The organism is Clostridium kluyveri (assembly GCF_001902295.1).
Classification (GTDB): domain Bacteria; phylum Bacillota; class Clostridia; order Clostridiales; family Clostridiaceae; genus Clostridium_B; species Clostridium_B kluyveri_B.
The window spans coordinates 3,626,295-3,645,283 of the sequence record NZ_CP018335.1 but is presented as its reverse complement, the minus strand read 5'-3'; the positions used below and the strand labels follow the sequence as shown (position 1 = coordinate 3,645,283).

Below are 18,989 nucleotides of genomic sequence, written 5' to 3'. Positions count from 1 at the left end.
TCATTGTATATGAAATTAATTAGTGATAAAATACTTAAAGATAGAATCTATTGTTCTTAAATATGTAAAAATACTATTAAATTGCTGCGGAAAGATTATTTGGAGGAAAACATGAAAAGAGATAAACTTGTTAAAGCTGCTGGAGTAGTAATGGTGATTTCAATGGCAAGCAGAGTAATGGGGTTTGTAAGAGATGTACTTATTGCCAGTGCCTTTGGCGCATCTAATAGTTCAGATGCATATTTTATGTCACTTACGATACCAAATCTTCTGTTTAATTTATTTGGGCTTGCCATTACTACTACTTTTATTCCTCTACTTAGTGAAAGTTATAATAGAGAAGGCAAGGAGGGAATGTTCAAATTTGCTAATTCAATAATGAATATTCTCATGTTGATCTCAATTGTTCTATGTGTGATGGGATGGATATTTACCAAAGAAATAGTAGCTGTTATTGCACCGGGTTTTACAGGAGAAAGATATAATCTTGTTATATTCTTAACTAAAATAAGTATGATAAATATATTGTTTTTGAGTTTAAACAGCGGCTATACTGCAGTGCTTCAAACACTAGATGATTTTGTGGCACCGGCACTGGTTGGTATAGTGATGAATATACCTATAATAACTTACATATTAATTGGAAATCACCATGGAATTGTAGGACTTACTGCAGCTACAATGCTTGGAAATGGACTTCAGATAGTAATACAAATTCCCTGGCTTATAAGAAATAAATATAAATATAGTTTTAAAATAGATTTTAAAGATACAAAGATAAAAAAAATGCTTATGCTTATTGCACCGGTCATTATAGGAACGGGAGTTAATCAGGTAAATGAAGTAGTTCAAAAGAGAATGGCTTCCGGTCTTGCAGTGGGAAGTATAGTAGCCCTGGATTATGCCAATAAATTGAATATGCTTGTGTATTTTACTTTTGCATCTGCTATAGTTACAGTAATATTTCCGTCTCTATCTAGAAGTGGAAATCTTAAAAAATATGATGAATTTAAAGAGCATATAAGTAGTGCAGTAAATAATATCAATATTATAGTGATTCCAGCCATAATAGGGCTTTTGATACTTAGAATTCCTATAATAAGCGTACTTTTTATGCACGGTGCTTTTGATGAAAAGGCAGTTAACATGACTGCAGAAGCCCTGTTTTTCTTAATATCCGGTTTGGTATTTTGGGGTATAAGAGATATATTTAACAGATCTTTTTATGCTGTTCAAGATACTACTACTCCTATGATAAATGGAGCTATAGGTGTGGGGGTAAATATAGTTATGAGTATAGTACTGGTTAAAAAGATGGGGATAGGGGGGCTTACATTAGCCACTACAATTTCTGCTCTTGTAAGCTGTGTACTTCTTGTGAAGGATTTGAGAAAGAAAATTGGAAATATTAATGGGGTTAATATGCTCAAATGTGGAATTAAAATATTGACTTCAGGAGTAACCATGGGTGTAGTCATATTTTTTATAAATGATTATTTAACACAATTTTTGATAGGATTTAAAGGTCAAATGATAATAATATTAATTTCAATTGTAGTTGGTGTTTTAGTATATGCAGCGATGCTGCTGCTTTTAAAGGTAAGTGAACTTAACACTATAATAGATTTAATTAAAAGAAAATTTAAAAGATCAAAATGTGTTTAACATACAAAATGTAAGTGAAAAGGAGAAGGAAGTTCCTATGAGAAGATTTTGCAAATATCTCTGTACTTTATTAATATGTATACTTTTCCTAGGGGGATGTACTAGTACCCAGGGGGACAAAAAAGAAATAGTTATCTGGTCACATCTCACAGATGCTGAAATAACAGAACTTAGAATTTTGGCAGACAAATGGTCTGAAACTTCTGGTTATAAGGTTAAAATTCATTCTGATAAAGGAGATAACAGAGCCTATATAGAAGCTGCAAAGCGGGGAATAGAACCAGATATAGAGTTCGGTGTATCTCATGATAGAATGGAAAAACTAAATAGTGAAAAGTTATTAGACCAGGTTCCTGACAATTTAATAGATAAGAACAAGTATGTATCTTCTTCCCTTGAGACTGTCACCTTTGGAAATAAAATGTATGGAATACCTATATCTATAGAAACCTATGGACTTTATTATAATAAAAACAAAGTCAAGAAAGTGCCTGAAACTTTAGAGGAATTGATTTCCCAAGGGGAAAAACTGGGATTTCAATATGATATAAATAATTTTTATTTGAGTTTTCCTATATTACAGGCCAATGGGGCATACATATTTAAAAAACAAAATGGAAGTTACAATGTAAAAGATATAGGACTAAATAATGAAGGAGCCATTAAGGGATATACCATGATTAGAGATATGGTTCGAAAATATAAATTAATGCCTGAAAATATAGAAAGTATAACTGCCAGAAATAGTTTCAAAAATGGAGAGACCAGTTTTTATATAAGTGGTTCCTGGGATTTGGAAGAGTTAAATAAATCAGGACTGAACTATGGGGTGGCAGCTTTTCCAAAATATAATGGAAAACAGATGATGTCTTTTATTACATCACAGGTGGTCTATGTAAGTTCAAAGTCAAACTATAAAGAAAAAGATTGGGAGCTCGTAAACTATCTTATTAATAATTCCAAAGGAAAATTATTTGGTATAACAGGCAGAATTCCTCCTTTTAAAATAGATTATAATATAAAAGAAGTTAAAAATAGCGAAAAGTTAAAAACCTTTATAGAGCAGTCACAATATGGAGAAGTATTGCCTAATGTATCTGAAATTCAGGCACTTCAGGATGCTAATAAGATAATGATGGAGTTAACTGCAGGTAAAATAACTCCAGAGGAATGCGGTAAAAAAATAGAACAAAATATACTGGACTTTATTGTCAAGGAAAAACAAAAGTAAGAAAAGATTCATAAACTAGCTTAAATAAGGAGGTTAGGGTAATGTCACGGTTAAAAAAAGAACTAGTAAAAAAGATAGAAGATAAAAAAGCTAAATTAGGGGTAGTGGGGTTAGGTTATGTAGGGCTTCCACTGGCGGTGGAGAAGGCTAAAGCGGGATATAAAGTTATTGGCTTTGATGTTCAGAGTAAGAAAGTAAAGCTTGTAAATGAAGGACACAATTATATTGGAGATATAGTAGATTCAGATCTTGAAAAATTGGTTGAGTCAGGTTCTCTTAAAGCCACTACAGATTTTAGTTTTGTAGAAGATGTGGATGTGGTCTCTGTGTGTGTTCCAACCCCTTTGGATAAATATAAACAGCCAGATATATCTTATGTAGTAAATTCAGGGAAAAGCATTGCAAAGTATTTGCACAGGGGAATGCTTGTGGTTCTTGAGAGTACCACCTATCCCGGTACTACAGAAGAAGTGTTAAAACCCATACTTGAAGAAGGTGGATTAAAATGTGGAGAGGATTTTTTCCTGGCTTTTTCACCGGAAAGGGTAGATCCCGGCAATAAAAAATTTAAAACCAAGAATACTCCAAAGGTGGTAGGAGGATGTACTAAAGAGTGTACGGAAGTGGCAGCAACTTTATATAGAAATATATTGGAAAGTGAAATATATACTGTATCTTCGCCAGCTGTGGCAGAAATGGAGAAGATACTTGAAAATGTATTTAGGAATATCAATATAGGTCTTGCCAATGAAATGGCAATACTATGTAAGAGAATGGGCATAGATGTATGGGAAGTTATAGATGCAGCTAAAACTAAACCCTATGGATTTATGCCGTTTTATCCGGGACCAGGTCTTGGAGGGCATTGTATACCTCTTGATCCTTCTTATTTATCCTGGAAAGCAAAGGAATATGATTATCATACCAAATTAATAGAAACTTCTGGAGAAATAAATGACCTAATGCCAGAATTTGTTGTAGACAATGCTATGAAGCTTCTAAATGATCATAAGAAAGCAATGAATGGTGCAAAGGTACTTATTATGGGAATGGCCTATAAAAAGGATATAGACGATTTGAGAGAATCACCATCCCTTAAAGTAATAGACAATTTGGAGAAAAATGGAGCAGAAATAATTATAAATGATCCTTATATTTCTGAGTTTAAACACAAAGGTAAGTTATACCATACAGTAGATTGGGAAGAAGTAATAGATGAATCAGACATAGTAATTATAACCACAGATCACAGCTGTTATGATTATGAGGGTATAGCAGAGAGAGCTAAAATAGTTTACGATACAAGAAACGCTACTAAGGATGTAAAAAACAACAGGGATAAAATACATAAGCTGTAGTTAATAGTTATAATTCAATATATCAATCAATTATTTTTAAGAGGTGTTTTTCATGAAAAAATTAAAGTTTGCTATCATAGGCTGCGGCAGAATTTCCTATAAACATGTGGAGGCTTTAAGGGCTAATTATGAAGAAGCTGTTTTAGTAGCCTTATGTGATATAGTAGAAGAAAAAACTGAAAATTTAAAAAGTGAATACATAGAAAAGTTGAAAAAGGACGAAAAAGTGACTCTTTATACAGACTATAAGGAGATGTTAAAAGCAGAGGACATAGATGTGGTGACTATAGCCACTGAAAGTGGATATCATTTTGAAATAGCCACATATTGTATGGATAATAAGAAACATGTCATATGCGAAAAACCTATGGCACTTTCTTCGAAAGATGCAGAGGAAATGATAAATTGCAGTGAAAGAAATGATGTTAAGCTGTGCGTAAGTCATCAAAATAGATTTAATAAACCAATTAGACAGCTTAGGGAGGCCATTGAAAGTAATAGATTTGGAAAGCTAATAAATGGAACTGCCAGAATACTATGGAATAGAAATATGGATTATTATAAACAGGCCCCATGGAGAGGCACATGGAAGCTTGATGGGGGAACTCTTATGAATCAATGTATACATAATATTGATCTACTTCAATGGATGATGGGTGGAGAAGTGGATACGGTATATTCCCAGTGTGACACATTTTTAAGAGATATAGAAGGGGAAGATTTTGGGGCTGTTATAATAAGATTTAAAAATGGCTCCATAGGAATAGTTGAAGGAAGTGCTTGTGTTTATCCAAGAAATTTAGAAGAAACCCTAAGTATATTTGGGGAAAAGGGTACAGTATGCATAGGCGGTCTTGCGGTAAATAAAATTGAAACCTGGAAATTTGAAGATCATAGAGATATAGATGATGAAATATTAAAATCTCAGCAGGGTGATCCAGATACTGTTTATGGATTTGGACATATACCACTTTTCAAAGATATGATAGATGCTGTAAACCTTAATGAAAATCCTCTTGTGGATGGAAAGCAGGGTAAAAAGGCATTGGATATAATTTTGGCTGCATATAAATCAAGAGCTGCAGGAATGCCTGTAAAATTTCCTATAGAAGATTTTTCTACTATGGATATGGTTTCAACTAAGAATAAGTAAAGTATATTTTAGATACTTTTAAAATATGCAGTAATTTAGGAGGGAAGAACCCATGTGTGAAAATTATATATCTGATACTTCCCAAATTGGAAGTAATGTAACTATAGGAAAGTTTTCAGTTATTGAGGATGAAGTAGTTATAGGAGATAATTGTATCATAGGTCATAATGTGATAATACATAGAGGAAGTAAAATTGGAAGAAATGTAAGAATAGATGACAACACTGTGATAGGAAAACAGCCCATGAGAAGCATAAACAGTATATTTAAAGATGAAGATGAGCTTCCCCCTGCTGTGGTAGATGACAGCTGTTTAATAGGAGCAGGAGTTATAATATATTGTGGATGCAGCATAGGACAGCATACACTAATTGCAGATTTAGCTACAGTTAGGGAAAATGTTACAGTAGGTAGTAGAACAATAATAGGCAGAGGAGCAGCTGTTGAGAATTTCTGTAAAATAGGTTCTAGTTGTAAGATTGAAACTAATGTGTATATCACTGCCTATTCACAAATTGAAGATAACGTGTTTATTGCCCCGGGAGTTGTAACTTCAAATGATAATTTTGCTGCCAGATCAAAGGAAAGATATAAGCATTTTAAAGGAGTTACTGTTAAAAAAGGAGGAAGAATAGGAGCGCAAGCTACCATACTTCCAGGAAAAATTATAGAAGAAGACGGATTTGTGGCGGCAGGGAGTGTAGTCACAAAAAATGTGAAAAGTGAAAATATAGTTGCAGGGAATCCAGCTAGAAAACTAAAGAAGGTTCCAGAAGATCAACTTCTTAAAAATCAGCAGTGAATTTAATAGGGAGGAAATAAATGAAAATATTAACGGTTGTAGGGGCTAGACCTCAATTTATTAAAGCCTCTGCAGTATCCAATGTAATAAGAAAGTGCCATGAAGAAATATTGGTTCATACAGGGCAGCATTATGATGAAAATATGTCCCAGGTATTTTTTGAAGAACTAAACATACCAAGACCAGATTATAACCTGGAAGTGGGATCGGGAAATCATGGAAAACAAACGGGAACAATGCTTATAAAGCTGGAAGATATATATATAAAGGAAAAACCGGATTTTGTACTTGTTTATGGAGATACTAATTCAACTTTAGCAGGTGCTCTTTGTGCAAGTAAGCTCTTAATTCCTCTAGCCCATGTGGAAGCCGGTCTTAGAAGTTTTAACAGGAAAATGCCTGAGGAACAAAACAGGGTAATTACAGATAGGTTGTCTAATATTTTATTTGTCCCTACAGATTCTGCTGCTGAAAATTTAAAAAGAGAGGGTATTAAAGAAGGCATATATAATGTAGGGGACGTAATGTTTGATGCAATTTTAAATTTCAAAAAACTGGCAGAAAATAAAAATGAGATCATTAAAGAGCTTGCTTTACAAGACAAGGAGTATATACTTACCACCATACACAGAGCAGAGAATACAAATTATATAGAGAGGCTGAAAAATATAGTAGAAGCTTTAAATGAATGTGGCAAACCCGTAGTTCTGCCTCTTCACCCTAGAACCAAAAAATACATGACAGATTATGGATTGAAATTTAATGATAATATAAAAGTTATAGAACCTATAGGTTATTTGGAAATGATAAACCTTGAAATGAATTCACAAAAGATAGTTACAGACAGCGGAGGAGTTCAAAAAGAGGCTTTCTTTATGAAAAAGCCATGCATAACTATGAGAGATGAGACAGAATGGGTGGAAACCGTAGAGAATGGATGGAACATAGTAGTAGGCACAGATAAAAATAAAATATTAGATGGCATAATGAATTTTATACCGGATAAAACCCAAAAAAATATATTTGGAAAAGGAGATGCTGCCATTAAAATACTGGAAGTGCTAAATAAATGATTCTTACAGAAGATATTTTAAGGAAGAGGTGAGATTTTGTTTTTGGATAGATTATTGTATTTATTTATGTGTGCCTATGTAATATTATTACCTTTATTAAGCAGTAGTAAAGTATCTATAATGAGAGTTCATATTCCTCCTGCAGATTGTATACTTGCTTTAATTATACTTGTTTATATAGTGAAATTTATGGTTTCTAAAGAATGCAGAAAAAGATTTTTTTCTGGAATGAAGGATTTTTTTACCAGTTATTTGACTATATTTATGAGTATACTGGCTATTATGATGATTGTTTCTATAAGCTATGCAGGTGAAAAAACGATAGCTTTAAGTGAAAGTTTTAGATTTATATCCTATATAATATTGTTTTTTATAATTAAATATGAATATAATAAAAAGGAATTTTTAAATGGAATACTGGGTTCTTATATAGTTACAAGTGCTGTATTGTGTTTGTACGGTATTTATCAGCATTTTACAGGATTTGGATTGAGTGGAAAATTCGAAAATTATGGCTATGCCAGATTTAAAATAATGGCCACTATGGATAATCCAAATAATTTGGCAGCTTTTTTAATATTGGCTATCTTTCCTTTAGTTATGCTGAGTATATATGAAAAGGAGAGAATAAAAAAGCTGTTATACATTTTATTGACAATTCTAATGCTTTTTAACATAGCATTTACAGGTTCAAGAAATGCCATTATTGGAATAGTAGTGGGAATGGTAGTATTGATTGTTTTATATAGTTTCAAATTAATTATACCTCTTTTTGTAGTAGGAATTATAGCATTGTTTGTTCCAGGCATAAAGGATAGAATTTTTGCTATAAGTGATCCTGTGCAGAATCAATCCAGAATATATCTTTGGAGTATTGCAAAAAAGATGATAGTGGATCATCCTATATTTGGAGTGGGAAATGGAAACTATGTAAGCCTATATGATAAATATGTAGAAATATACCCACAATATAAATTTTATGGATACAGCAGATATCCCTGTCATAATTCTTACTTGAAAATTGAAAGTGAACTTGGAATTATAGGGGGCATATCCTTTGCGGCAGTACTTGTTTCCTCTTTAATTCAGGTTAAAATATTTATAAATACTGTAAAAAATAATTTCTATAAGTATTTTTATACAGGATTTCTGGCTTCCATGATAGCATTTTATGTTATGAATTTATTTGACAATTTGTTTTTTGTACCTAAAACCACTACATATTTTTGGATATTATTAGCTGTATCCCAGGGAATGATGTATAGAGAAAAGAACAGTAGTATTTTTGTAAAGCTATTTTGATAGTGGGGGTGGGAAATATTAGAGTACTACAGATTATATCTTCAAATGATACTGGTGGGGGAGGAATGCATGTATTGAATTTGGCCCTTTACTCAAAGGATATGTTTCATTGTATTATTGGAACTTTGGGAGGAGGAGAACTTTATGAAAGAAGTAAAAGCTTAAAAATAGATACAGTAAAGTTTAAAAAAAATCCAACCCATGGAAAAGATATAATGGATTATATAGTACAAAATGATATCCATATTGTAAATTTTCACGGGGCAAAGCCTTTCTTCCTACATTATTTTTTGAAAAACAATGTAAAAATACCTACAGTTGCTACACTACACAGTGATTATAGAAAAGACTTTTTGAATAATAAAATGAAGCATTTATTTTTCACCCCTTTAAGCTCCATAGGATTAAAAAGTTTTAAAAACTATATATGTGTTTCCAGTTACCTTAAAAATTTACTTCAGAAAAATAGTTTCATAGGGAAAAAATTCATAGTAAGTAATGGGATAGATTTTAACCATATAAATATAAGCTGCTCAAGGGAAAATATAAGAAGAAAATATGGAATTTCAGAAAATGATTTTGTATATGTAAATGTAGCCAGGATGCATCCTGTAAAAAATCAATTATCTCTTATAAGGGCTTTTAATCTACTTGAAAAACGCAGAGAAAATGTAAAGCTTGTTATAGTTGGAGATGGTTCTATGGAAGAGAAATTGAGAAAGGAAATACTGCAGTTAAATCTACAGGACAAAGTAATACTCACAGGATATAAAGAAAATAGCATAGATTTTATAAATGCAGGAGAAACAGGAATTTTAACTTCTTTCAGTGAAGGAGGAGCCCCTCCTATGGTTTTACTTGAAAGTGCAGCAGTAAAGAAATTTTTTATAGCTCCAGATGTAGGAAGCATAGGAGAAATGGTAGGTAGGGATTTAATTTATTTAGTAAAGCCCTCATCTATAGAAGATATATATGAAAAAATGGAATCAGCTTATGATAAAAGAGACCAAATTGCTCTTATGGGGCAAAATTTATACGATAATACCATAGGTAGGTTTTCCATAAATAATTTTTGCAGGCAATACCTAGAGGCATATAATACAATACTTTCAGAAAAATAGTTGGAGTGAAAATAATGACAGGAAGAAAAGTAATAAAAGGTTCCGCTGCAGTTATGCTTTTGATAATCCTAGGAAAAATTTTAGCACTAATAAGAGATGCCCTTATAGCTGCAAAGTTTGGGGCAACCTATACTACAGATATATATAATTTTGCCCTTGGGATAGTGTATTTACTCACTACGGTAAGCTATGGACTTACCACTACTTTCATACCACTCCATTGGGAACATATGCAAAAAGGTACCAAAAAAGAAACAAACAATTTTGTAAATAATATAATAAACATATCTTCTCTTTTTACTATAATTCTAACTGTGCTGCTTATAGTGTTTTCCAAACAAATAATATATATTTTTGCTCATGGATTTACATCGAGTAATTTAATATTTAATGAATCCGTTGAAATAGTCAGGATATTACTCATATCTTTGATATTTGTAACTCTTCAAAGTGTGGTTACTGGAGTACTTCAATCCCATAAAAATTTTTATGAACCTGCAGCTATGGCACTGATGTCTAATTTGGTATATATAATATATCTTATATTTTTAACTTCTAAATATGGAATGAAGGGTTTTGCAATAGCAACGGTAGTGGGATTTTTCATTCAATTTATAATAAATATACCAAGGTATAGAAAGTTAGGCTATGGTTATAAATTTATACTAGATTTTAAAGATAAATATGCAGTGCAGATGTTTAAAATGATGATACCTGTGATTATAAGTACCTCATTGATTCAACTAAATGTGTTCGTAAATAGATCTTTTGCAACCAATATATATTTTGGAGCTGTTACAGTCTTAGATTATGCAAACAAAGTCAATACTTTGGCCTATGAGGTTTTTGCCATTGGAATAGCTATGATAGTATATCCGACTCTATCTGAATTGGCAGTTAAAAACAATACCGCAAAATATAAAAAAGCTCTTGTGACTTCCATAAATGCTATAATGATAATAATGGTACCTGCAGCAGTTGCCATAGGGATATTAAGACATCCCCTTATAGATATAATTTTTAAAAGGGGGGCTTTTACTTTGCAGGCTGCTAATTTAACTTCCAGTACACTGCTTTTTTATTGTCCTGCTATGGTGGCCTATGGATTAAGGGATATTTTGAATAAGGCCTTTTATTCTATTAAGGATGTAAAAACTCCCATGATAAATAGTTTTATAGGAATAGTGTTAAATATAATTATAAATTTTTTCATAATAAAATATATGAGGGTATCAGGACTGGCACTAGCTACATCTATATCTGCCACTATAACTACTTTACTTATGATGTGGAATTTAAATAAAAAATTAAAGGGAATAGAACTTGGCAGAATATTTGTTGGTTTTTCCAAGATAATTCTTTCGTCCATTGTAATGGGTATAACCATATATATTATAAACAATATATGCAGGAGTGTAATTTCTTCTATTATAATAGGAAATCTAATTTCCATAGGGATGTGTTTTATATTTGGAATTGTAATTTATTTTATATGTTTATATTTTTTCAAGGTTGAAGGATTTACATATTTAGTTGATGAACTTAAGATGAAAATTTTAAAATAATTATTATGTAAAGAAGGGGGTGGGGATTATTAAAAAACGTGTTTTAGAGATGGATGTAATCAGGGCAGCTTCTATAGTGGCGGTAATAGTATTGCATGTTTCTGCTACTGTGCTTTACAGATGTAGGCCCTATTCTACTACTTATGATATAACATTTTTTTTAAATCAGCTCTCAAGGTTTTCTGTTCCTGCCTTTATAGTTGTTTCAGGAATGGGATTGACTATAAATTATAAAAGGGATTCCAGTTATTCGGAATTTATAGTTAAGAGATTTTTGAAAATTGTACCCCAGTATGTATTGTGGTGTATTCTATATATATTAATTATAACTAAAAATTTTAATATATATAGTGATTTAAGTGATATGGTATACGGAAATGTATTTTATCATTTTTATTTTGTACCTTTAATTATAGAATTTTATATTATATTTCCCTTTATATATAAATTTATGGGGAAAAGATGGTGGCTTTTTTTGAGTCTTCTTATTACATCTTTTTTCTTAATATATTTTTATTATTTTAAAGTCCAAGCACCGGAGCAGTGGTTTTGGAATAAGAAAAATTTATGTTACTGGCTTTTTTATTTTTCTCTGGGAGGCTATATGGGGAAAAATATTGAAAGTATTTCTGAAAAGTTAAATAAATATAGGACTGTAATTTTAATTATGTTTTTATTATCAATATTTATAGTACTTTATAATTTTATACCTGGTAATCAATATAATAAAGATATAGACTGCATTACTACATTTCAACGTCCGGCAGTACTTGTATATTCTACATTATTTATATTGTTTATATTTAGTTTAAGGTGGAAAAAAGGATTTTTTATGGATATAATAAAGTATATATCTAATACTTCTTATGATATTTATTTATCCCAATCAGGTATACTGTATTTATATGGACAGTACTATACAGTAAAATATGGACATATGGGAAATCTGCACTTTTTTTTAAGTGCTTTTATAGTTACATTTTTTGGTGCTGTGGTCTTAAATAGGTTAAAAAAGGTATTATAGAATATGCTATAGAGTGAAAGTAGGTGAATATATGATTTCTGTAAGATGTATTTTTTACAGAACATAAAATTATGCAGGCAGAAGATATAAAAATAGATTTGGATAAGGATATAAAATGTAAAAAGATACAATTTTTTTTAAAGAGAATATTTGATTTTATAATTTCACTTTTAGGAATAATTGTGCTGAGTATAGTGTTTATAGTATTGGCTGTATGGGTGAAATTGGATTCAAAAGGACCTGCCATATTCAAACAAGTCAGGGTGGGTAAAAATGGAAAAAAATTTATAATATATAAATTTAGAACTATGGTAGTGGGTGCGGATAAGAAGATCACTCTGGATATAAAACCTGAAAATTTAGAAAATTTCGTATTTCAAAGCAGAAATGACAGCAGAATTACAAAATCTGGAGCTTTTTTAAGAAAAACCAGTTTGGATGAAATTCCCCAGCTGTTTAATGTGCTATTTGGAAATATGAGTTTAGTGGGACCCAGGCCTGAAATACCAGATGTAGTTAAATTTTATCCAGAGGCGTACAAACAAAGACTTCTAGTTACCCCCGGAATAACCGGACTGGCCCAGATAAGCGGCAGAGGGGAAATAGAGCTTGGCAAAACTGTTTATTATGATTTAACGTATATAAAAAGTTTTTCATTATGGACAGATATAAAAATTTTATTTAAAACAATTTTCTCTGTATTTAAAAGTGAAGGAGCATTTTAATATGTTTACCAGGATATTAGAATTTGATGTGTTTAACAGGAGTAAATTGGAGTTTTTAAATTACATAGACAAATTTTCAAAGGTTAATATAGTATCTGGCAATCCTGAAATACTTTATAATGGACTTAATGACAGTAGACTTTTAAAAAGCTTTACTTCAAAAAGCACTGTAATAATTCCAGATGGATTGGGTACCGTATTAGCTTCTAGAATAGTGAGACCCCCTGTAAAAGAAAAAATAGCAGGTATAGAAGTAATGGAAGCTTTAATAGAAAAATGTAGTGAAGAGAGGAATCCCATATATCTTTTAGGAGCCAGGCAAAATATATTAGAAGATTGTATTAAAAATTTGAAAAGCAAATATCCTAATTTAAATATAGCTGGGAGTCACAATGGATATTTTAATTTGGATGAGTGTGAAGATATTATTCAGAATATAAAAGAGAGTGGAGCCCACATACTGTTTGTGGCTATGGGTGCACCAAGACAGGATATTTTTATAGTTGAGAATATGGATAGGCTTCCCTGCAGGGTATACATGGGAGTAGGAGGAAGTTTTGATGTTTTTTCAGGAAAGACCAAAAGGGCGCCAGCCTGGATGATAAAATCAGGACTTGAATGGCTGTATAGAGTTTTTAAGGAGCCTTGGAGGATAAAAAGACTTTCTTCAATACCTAAATTTTTATTAAAAGTAATAGTATATAGTAAAAAGTTTAATTAAGAGTTAAGAGTTAATAATGAAGAGTAAAGAAAGATACAAAATTTAAAAAATTATCCATAACTCTTAATCCATAACTCTTAACTTTTAATTTGATTTTAAGGAATTTTATCTAAGCTTTGCAATATATATCCCTTATCTTTCCAGTCTTTTATCACAGAATCCAATATTTCTGAATTTGTTTTTGATACTGCATGAAGTAAAATAACAGCTCCATTGTGAGTTCTGCGGCTTATCATTTTTTTACATTCTACAGGAGAAGGCTGTTTTTTGATATTCCAATCATTATAGGCAAAGCTCCAAAAGATTGTCTTGTAGCCTAATTTTTGAGTATAGAACAAGGATAACTCACTGTATTTTCCCATAGGGGGTCTAAAAAATTTAGGCATTTGTTTGCCTGTAATCTTTTCATAGGTATCCTCTGTCACAGTGAATTCTTCTTGAAATTTTACAGGCTCTTTTGCAGCTTCTGCCATAGAAGGATGATGTGTAGAATGATTGCATACCAGGTGTCCCTCTTCTACCATCCTTTTTACAAGTTCAGGATGGTCTTTCATATAAGGAGTAGTAACAAAGAAAGCGGCACTGACATTATTTGACTTTAGTATATCTAGTATTTTGGGGGTATATCCATTTTCATATCCTTCATCAAAAGTTAAATAAATTACTTTCTTGGAAGTATCTCCTAGGTAATATGAAGAATATTTATTTAAAAGCTTTAGAATTTCTTCAGGCTCTTCAGAAGGAGTACCCCTATTATTAGGTTTAAAAAACCAGTTTTTTTCACTTCTGTCCAATTTAGATATGTCCAAATTTTTTAAGCTTTGGGAATCAGTAGGGGATTCACTGGCACTTAAATTTTTATTAACAGCTAAGGTATCATTAATTTTAGAAATAGCCCTTTGTTTATAATAATTTTTTGTGTTAAAAAAACATAAAAAAATTATACATAATAGAATTACTGATGTAAATTTCTTTTTCATCTTATCACCTACCTTACAATATATATTTTATGGTATACTTAATCAGATATCTTATACTTAAAATTTACAGGAATAATTTCAATTATTAGGTATATCAAAATAGTGACAAGTGAAATGTAATTTACATAAAAATGGAGATAAAAGTGTGAATGATTTTATTGAAAGCATTAAAAAAATTTATAATTTTATGGAGACATCAATATCAAAAGGAGAAAAACTAAAGCTAATAAAAAATATTAAACAGCAGTTTAATATATCTGAAGAGGAGTATTTTTCTCAAAAATATTATGAACTGGTAAGCATAAATAAAAGAGCTGGAATAGTATATACTCAGAGAGAACTTTCCTATTTTATGATTAAAAATTTAATTGCGGAAGAGGATGTAATTTATAATCCATTTATAAAAATTGTAGACCCAGCTTGTGGCTGTGGCAACATACTTTCTGCGTGTTTTTTTTATCTTAGGCACATATTTATTAAAAATATAGAGGTAATAAATAATGTGAATAACATAAATTTAAAACTTGAAAATATAAATTCCCACATAGTATGTAATAATTTATTTGGATTTGACATAGATGAAGTTGCACTTAAGATTTTAAATATAGATCTATTCTCAATAAGTGGAGAATTTCAAAAAGAAAATTTTGTTTTAAAAGATTTCTTAATAGACACCATAGAAAAAAAGTTTGATATATTTATAGGAAATCCACCATATATAGGACATAAATCTATAGAAAAGAAATATTCTGAAATTTTGAAACAAGTTTATAAAAATATATACAAAGATAAATCAGATGTTTATTATTGTTTTTTTGAAAAATCACTAAAATATTTAGAAAAAACAGGAAAAGCTGCTTTTATTACTCCCAGATATTTTTGTGAAGCTTGTAGTGGAAAGCAGTTGAGAGAATTTTTAAGTACTAATACAACCATATATAAAATTGTAGATTTTTATGGAATAAGACCTTTTAAAGGAGTGGGAGTAGATCCTATAATAATATTTTTCAGAAATAAAAAAAGTCTTAATAATAAAATAGAAATTATAAAACCTGACCAAAGTGAAAAAAAGGGTAGAAATAAATTTTATGATTCTTTATTTCTAAATAAAGATAAAATAAGGTATAAAAAATTTTTTATACCTCAAAGCTCTATAGATGATAATGGATGGGTTTTTATCAGTGAATTTGAAAAAAATATAATCAATAAGATAAGAAAAAAATGCAATTTTTCCTTAAAGGATATATGTGAAAGTTACCAGGGAATAATAACAGGCTGTGACAGGGCCTTTATAGTGGATAGAGATACTGTATTAAAGAATAAAATTGAATTGAATATAATAAAGCCCTGGATAAAGAGCAGTTATATACATAAAAACAGCATAGATGGAGATAAAAAATTTATAATTTATTCTAATTTTATAGAATATGAAAGTCAATATCCAAATTCCATAGAATATATAGGTCAATATAAAGAAAGACTTATTAAACGAAGAGAATGCAAAAGGGGAACAAGAAGGTGGTATGAACTTCAATGGGGAAGAAAAGCCGAAATATTTGAGGATAAAAAAATTATATTCCCTTATAAATCTCAAAATAATAGATTTGCCTTAGACAAGGGAAGTTATTTTAGTGCAGACATATATTCTCTGGTAATCAAAAGAGATGATTTAGTGGATTATGATACTCTTTTAAATATATTAAATAGTTCTATCTATGAGTTTTATTTTAAGACTTTTGGGAAAAAATTAGGGTGTGATTTATATGAATACTATCCCAGCAATTTAATGAAATTGTATATTCCTCCTATAATTTTTTCAAAGTCCTATAATTTTCAGGAACAACTATATGATTATTTCCAGTTAACACATAGAGAAATTAAATTTATACAAAATAGTATAAATATCTGAATCTAAGAATCACTTGGACTGTGAATAGTGCATTGTATAATTATAATATTATTGCTATAATAATAGCTGCGATAAATAAGATTTTGTTAGTTTCAAGAGAAGTTTAAGTTTTCAAATCTTAAAATTAAAGGGCGGGAAAGGAGTTTCATCGATGGATTTATGGTTAAGAGAAGGTCAAATTGAAGATGCTGCTATGACCTATAAGATAAAAGAGACTTTAGTTGCAAAGAAAACCAAATATCAGGAGTTGGCTATAGTAGATACATATGCATTAGGAAGAATGTTGGTTTTAGATGGTATAGTACAGACTACAGTTAAAGATGAGTATGTATACCATGAAATGATAACTCATATACCTTTATTTACTCATCCGAATCCCCAAAAAGTACTTATAGTTGGTGGAGGAGATGGAGGGACTGTAAGAGAAGTATTGAAACATGAAACTGTAGAAAAAGTTGTACTTTGTGAAATTGATGAACAAGTTGTTTATGAGTGTAAAAAATATCTTCCAGAAATAAGTTGTGAACTTAATAATCCAAAATGTGAAGTTTTTATTGGAGATGGAATAAAATATGTCCACCAGCATAGAAATGAATTTGATGTTATAATAGTGGATTCCACAGATCCTTTTGGTGCTGCAGAGGGATTATTTGGAGGAAGCTTTTATAAGGAAATATATAACTGTTTAACAGAAGATGGAATATTCATAGCTCAGACGGAAACACCTTTTTATTTGCCAGAAGTGGTAAAACAGGTATACAAGGATGCTAAGGAAATTTTTCCTATTACCAGATTGTTTATGGCAGGCATACCTACATATCCAAGTGGATTCTGGAGTTTTACCATAGGCTCTAAAAAGTATGATCCTAAAGAAGTGGATTTATCTTCTACCTCGAACATAAATACAAAATATTATACTAAAGAATTACATAAGGCATGTTTTGTACTTCCAAAATTCGTAGAAGATTTAACCAGATAGTTTTTGACAATCCATAATTTAGTTTTAAATATATCAAAAGGTTATTGACTTAGTTCATTAATATAAACTAAGTCAATAGCCTTTTTATTATTTTTCAGTTCAAATAATTGAAATTTATTAAAAATTTTCAACATATGTTTAGAAATATACTAACTGTCAATAATATGAATAAAATATCGATAAAAATACAAAAAAATAAAGGGAAACTGTTTTCTGTGTAGAATATATTAAAAACACGTATTTTATTTTAATAATTATGAAATTTTTTATTAGGAGGATGTAATTAGCTAACGCCTCATCTTCTGTGGGGAATAAGCACTGCAATTGCGAATTGTTAATTGCAAACTATTAATTGCAAACTATTAATTGTGAACTGTGAATTGTGAACTGTGAATTGATATTATAAGAGGGGGGGTAAGAAGGTCTGACTCGGACTATGCAATATTTTGCATATGCTAAAGTTTAATATTAAACTTTAGTCATATAACATGAGCTCATATGTTATATGGTAAATTAAAGTTAAAAGTATATTTTAACGCTAAAACTATGTTGGAGCAGAGGATTGTTGTGTTAGTTTTAGTAGAGTTTTGTGTAGTATATGAATTTACAATTTTATGTGAAGGAAGATAATCTTATAGCCATTATGGAAGGAGAACTAGATCATCATAGTACAGAAGAAGTCAGAAATAAAATTGATAATCAATTGGATGTAGAAGGCATAAACAAGTTGATATTGGATTTTTCACAGGTAAGCTTTATGGATAGCTCAGGAATAGGGGTGGTAATTGGAAGATATAAAAGGCTGAATGCTAAGAAAGGAAAGATATGTATTGTAGGCGTATCACCCTCAGTGAGAAGAGTGTTTGAACTATCGGGGATGTTTAAGATTATAGGACTTTATGACAATATTGAGGAAGCAATTCAGAATATTTAATGGGGGGATAAATTATGTATGATAACAGTATGAAAATAGAGTTTATTAGTAAATCACAAAATGAAAGCTTTGCTAGAGTATCAGTAGCGGCCTTTGTATCCCAGTTAGATCCTACACTAGATGAATTAACAGATGTAAAAACTGCAGTTTCAGAAGCAGTGACAAACTCTATTATTCATGGTTATGAAAACAAAGAAGGTATAGTTAAGATTGAAGCTAGCATTAAAGGAAGGGAACTGATTTTAATAGTAGAGGATAATGGCATAGGCATAGAGAACATAGATGTGGCAATGCAGCCTCTTTATACCTCTAAGCCAGAATTAGAAAGATCAGGAATGGGATTTACTGTAATGGAGACATTTATGGATTCTCTTCAAGTGGAATCTGAAAAAAACAAAGGGACAAGATTGATTATGAAAAAAGTTTTTAATTCATTAAGTTAGGTGA

Annotated in this window: 17 protein-coding genes; 16 read left to right on the top strand and 1 reads right to left on the bottom strand. The window is 30.6% G+C overall.

The genetic code is table 11. From position 1 onward, the window contains the following. Positions 1–111: 111 nt before the first annotated feature. The 12 genes from murJ (BS101_RS17580) (at position 112) to BS101_RS17525 (ending at position 13,740) form a co-directional block, all read left to right on the top strand. Positions 112–1,665 (top strand): murein biosynthesis integral membrane protein MurJ, encoded by a 1,554-nt coding sequence (gene murJ, locus BS101_RS17580; protein WP_073540009.1) that lies wholly within the window; start codon positions 112–114, stop codon positions 1,663–1,665. A 37-nt stretch (positions 1,666–1,702) separates the two neighbouring features. Next, positions 1,703–2,896 (top strand): maltose ABC transporter substrate-binding protein, encoded by a 1,194-nt coding sequence (locus BS101_RS17575; RefSeq protein WP_073540008.1) that lies wholly within the window; start codon positions 1,703–1,705, stop codon positions 2,894–2,896. A gap of 41 nt (positions 2,897–2,937) precedes the next feature. Continuing rightward, entirely contained in the window at positions 2,938–4,254 is a 1,317-nt protein-coding gene (locus tag BS101_RS17570; RefSeq protein ID WP_073540007.1) for a nucleotide sugar dehydrogenase, read from the top strand. 52 nt (positions 4,255–4,306) lie between these two features. Next, a complete protein-coding gene (locus BS101_RS17565) occupies positions 4,307–5,407 on the top strand; it encodes a Gfo/Idh/MocA family protein (RefSeq protein ID WP_073540006.1) in 1,101 nt (366 codons plus the stop codon). Between the two features lie 52 nt (positions 5,408–5,459). Next, entirely contained in the window at positions 5,460–6,209 is a 750-nt protein-coding gene (locus BS101_RS17560; RefSeq protein WP_073540005.1) for an N-acetyltransferase, read from the top strand. Between the two features lie 20 nt (positions 6,210–6,229). Then, complete coding sequence (wecB, locus tag BS101_RS17555; protein ID WP_073540004.1) at positions 6,230–7,282, top strand: non-hydrolyzing UDP-N-acetylglucosamine 2-epimerase; 1,053 nt, start codon at positions 6,230–6,232, stop codon at positions 7,280–7,282. Positions 7,283–7,324: 42 nt separating this feature from the next. Next, complete coding sequence (locus BS101_RS17550) at positions 7,325–8,584, top strand: O-antigen ligase family protein (RefSeq protein ID WP_242951319.1); 1,260 nt, start codon at positions 7,325–7,327, stop codon at positions 8,582–8,584. 8 nt (positions 8,585–8,592) lie between these two features. After that, the gene (locus BS101_RS17545; protein ID WP_083585840.1) at positions 8,593–9,705 is read left to right on the top strand and encodes a glycosyltransferase family 4 protein; all 1,113 of its coding nucleotides are present in this window, start codon (positions 8,593–8,595) and stop codon (positions 9,703–9,705) included. 14 nt (positions 9,706–9,719) lie between these two features. Then, the gene (gene murJ, locus BS101_RS17540; RefSeq protein ID WP_073540002.1) at positions 9,720–11,270 is read left to right on the top strand and encodes a murein biosynthesis integral membrane protein MurJ; all 1,551 of its coding nucleotides are present in this window, start codon (positions 9,720–9,722) and stop codon (positions 11,268–11,270) included. Positions 11,271–11,319: 49 nt separating this feature from the next. Continuing rightward, the gene (locus tag BS101_RS17535; RefSeq protein WP_242951318.1) at positions 11,320–12,294 is read left to right on the top strand and encodes an acyltransferase; all 975 of its coding nucleotides are present in this window, start codon (positions 11,320–11,322) and stop codon (positions 12,292–12,294) included. A 71-nt stretch (positions 12,295–12,365) separates the two neighbouring features. Beyond that, positions 12,366–13,019, top strand: coding sequence for a sugar transferase (locus BS101_RS17530; RefSeq protein ID WP_073540000.1), 654 nt, complete (start codon positions 12,366–12,368; stop codon positions 13,017–13,019). Between the two features lies 1 nt (position 13,020). Further along, entirely contained in the window at positions 13,021–13,740 is a 720-nt protein-coding gene (locus tag BS101_RS17525) for a WecB/TagA/CpsF family glycosyltransferase (protein WP_073539999.1), read from the top strand. Between the two features lie 95 nt (positions 13,741–13,835). Here the strand turns inward: BS101_RS17525 and pdaA are convergent, their stop codons facing one another. Next, positions 13,836–14,720 (bottom strand): delta-lactam-biosynthetic de-N-acetylase, encoded by an 885-nt coding sequence (gene pdaA / locus BS101_RS17520; RefSeq protein ID WP_073539998.1) that lies wholly within the window; start codon positions 14,718–14,720, stop codon positions 13,836–13,838. 145 nt (positions 14,721–14,865) lie between these two features. Here pdaA and BS101_RS17515 point away from each other — a divergent pair, with 145 nt between their 5' ends. From BS101_RS17515 to spoIIAB, 4 genes are all read left to right on the top strand, one after another. Beyond that, on the top strand, positions 14,866–16,629 hold the full coding sequence (locus BS101_RS17515; RefSeq protein ID WP_073539997.1) for an Eco57I restriction-modification methylase domain-containing protein: 1,764 nt from the start codon (positions 14,866–14,868) through the stop codon (positions 16,627–16,629). 151 nt (positions 16,630–16,780) lie between these two features. Next, positions 16,781–17,608, top strand: coding sequence for a polyamine aminopropyltransferase (speE, locus tag BS101_RS17510; protein WP_073539996.1), 828 nt, complete (start codon positions 16,781–16,783; stop codon positions 17,606–17,608). Positions 17,609–18,206: 598 nt separating this feature from the next. Then, positions 18,207–18,542 carry an anti-sigma F factor antagonist gene (gene spoIIAA / locus BS101_RS17505; protein WP_073539995.1) on the top strand — a complete coding sequence of 112 codons (336 nt, stop codon included), beginning with the start codon at positions 18,207–18,209 and terminating at the stop codon, positions 18,540–18,542. A gap of 14 nt (positions 18,543–18,556) precedes the next feature. Continuing rightward, positions 18,557–18,985: an anti-sigma F factor gene (spoIIAB, locus tag BS101_RS17500; protein WP_073539994.1), complete on the top strand. Its 429-nt coding sequence runs from the start codon at positions 18,557–18,559 to the stop codon at positions 18,983–18,985. The last annotated feature ends 4 nt before the right edge of the window (positions 18,986–18,989 follow it).

Bases quoted from the DNA above. Each gene is read 5' to 3' on its own strand.
- murJ (WP_073540009.1), top strand. From the start codon at position 112: ATGAAAAGAGATAAACTTGTTAAAGCTGCTGGAGTAGTAATGGTGATT.
- BS101_RS17575 (WP_073540008.1), top strand. From the start codon at position 1,703: ATGAGAAGATTTTGCAAATATCTCTGTACTTTATTAATATGTATACTT.
- BS101_RS17570 (WP_073540007.1), top strand. From the start codon at position 2,938: ATGTCACGGTTAAAAAAAGAACTAGTAAAAAAGATAGAAGATAAAAAA.
- BS101_RS17565 (WP_073540006.1), top strand. From the start codon at position 4,307: ATGAAAAAATTAAAGTTTGCTATCATAGGCTGCGGCAGAATTTCCTAT.
- BS101_RS17560 (WP_073540005.1), top strand. From the start codon at position 5,460: ATGTGTGAAAATTATATATCTGATACTTCCCAAATTGGAAGTAATGTA.
- wecB (WP_073540004.1), top strand. From the start codon at position 6,230: ATGAAAATATTAACGGTTGTAGGGGCTAGACCTCAATTTATTAAAGCC.
- murJ (WP_073540002.1), top strand. From the start codon at position 9,720: ATGACAGGAAGAAAAGTAATAAAAGGTTCCGCTGCAGTTATGCTTTTG.
- BS101_RS17535 (WP_242951318.1), top strand. From the start codon at position 11,320: ATGGATGTAATCAGGGCAGCTTCTATAGTGGCGGTAATAGTATTGCAT.
- BS101_RS17530 (WP_073540000.1), top strand. From the start codon at position 12,366: ATGCAGGCAGAAGATATAAAAATAGATTTGGATAAGGATATAAAATGT.
- BS101_RS17525 (WP_073539999.1), top strand. From the start codon at position 13,021: ATGTTTACCAGGATATTAGAATTTGATGTGTTTAACAGGAGTAAATTG.
- pdaA (WP_073539998.1), bottom strand. From the start codon at position 14,720: ATGAAAAAGAAATTTACATCAGTAATTCTATTATGTATAATTTTTTTA.
- speE (WP_073539996.1), top strand. From the start codon at position 16,781: ATGGATTTATGGTTAAGAGAAGGTCAAATTGAAGATGCTGCTATGACC.
- spoIIAA (WP_073539995.1), top strand. From the start codon at position 18,207: ATGAATTTACAATTTTATGTGAAGGAAGATAATCTTATAGCCATTATG.
- spoIIAB (WP_073539994.1), top strand. From the start codon at position 18,557: ATGTATGATAACAGTATGAAAATAGAGTTTATTAGTAAATCACAAAAT.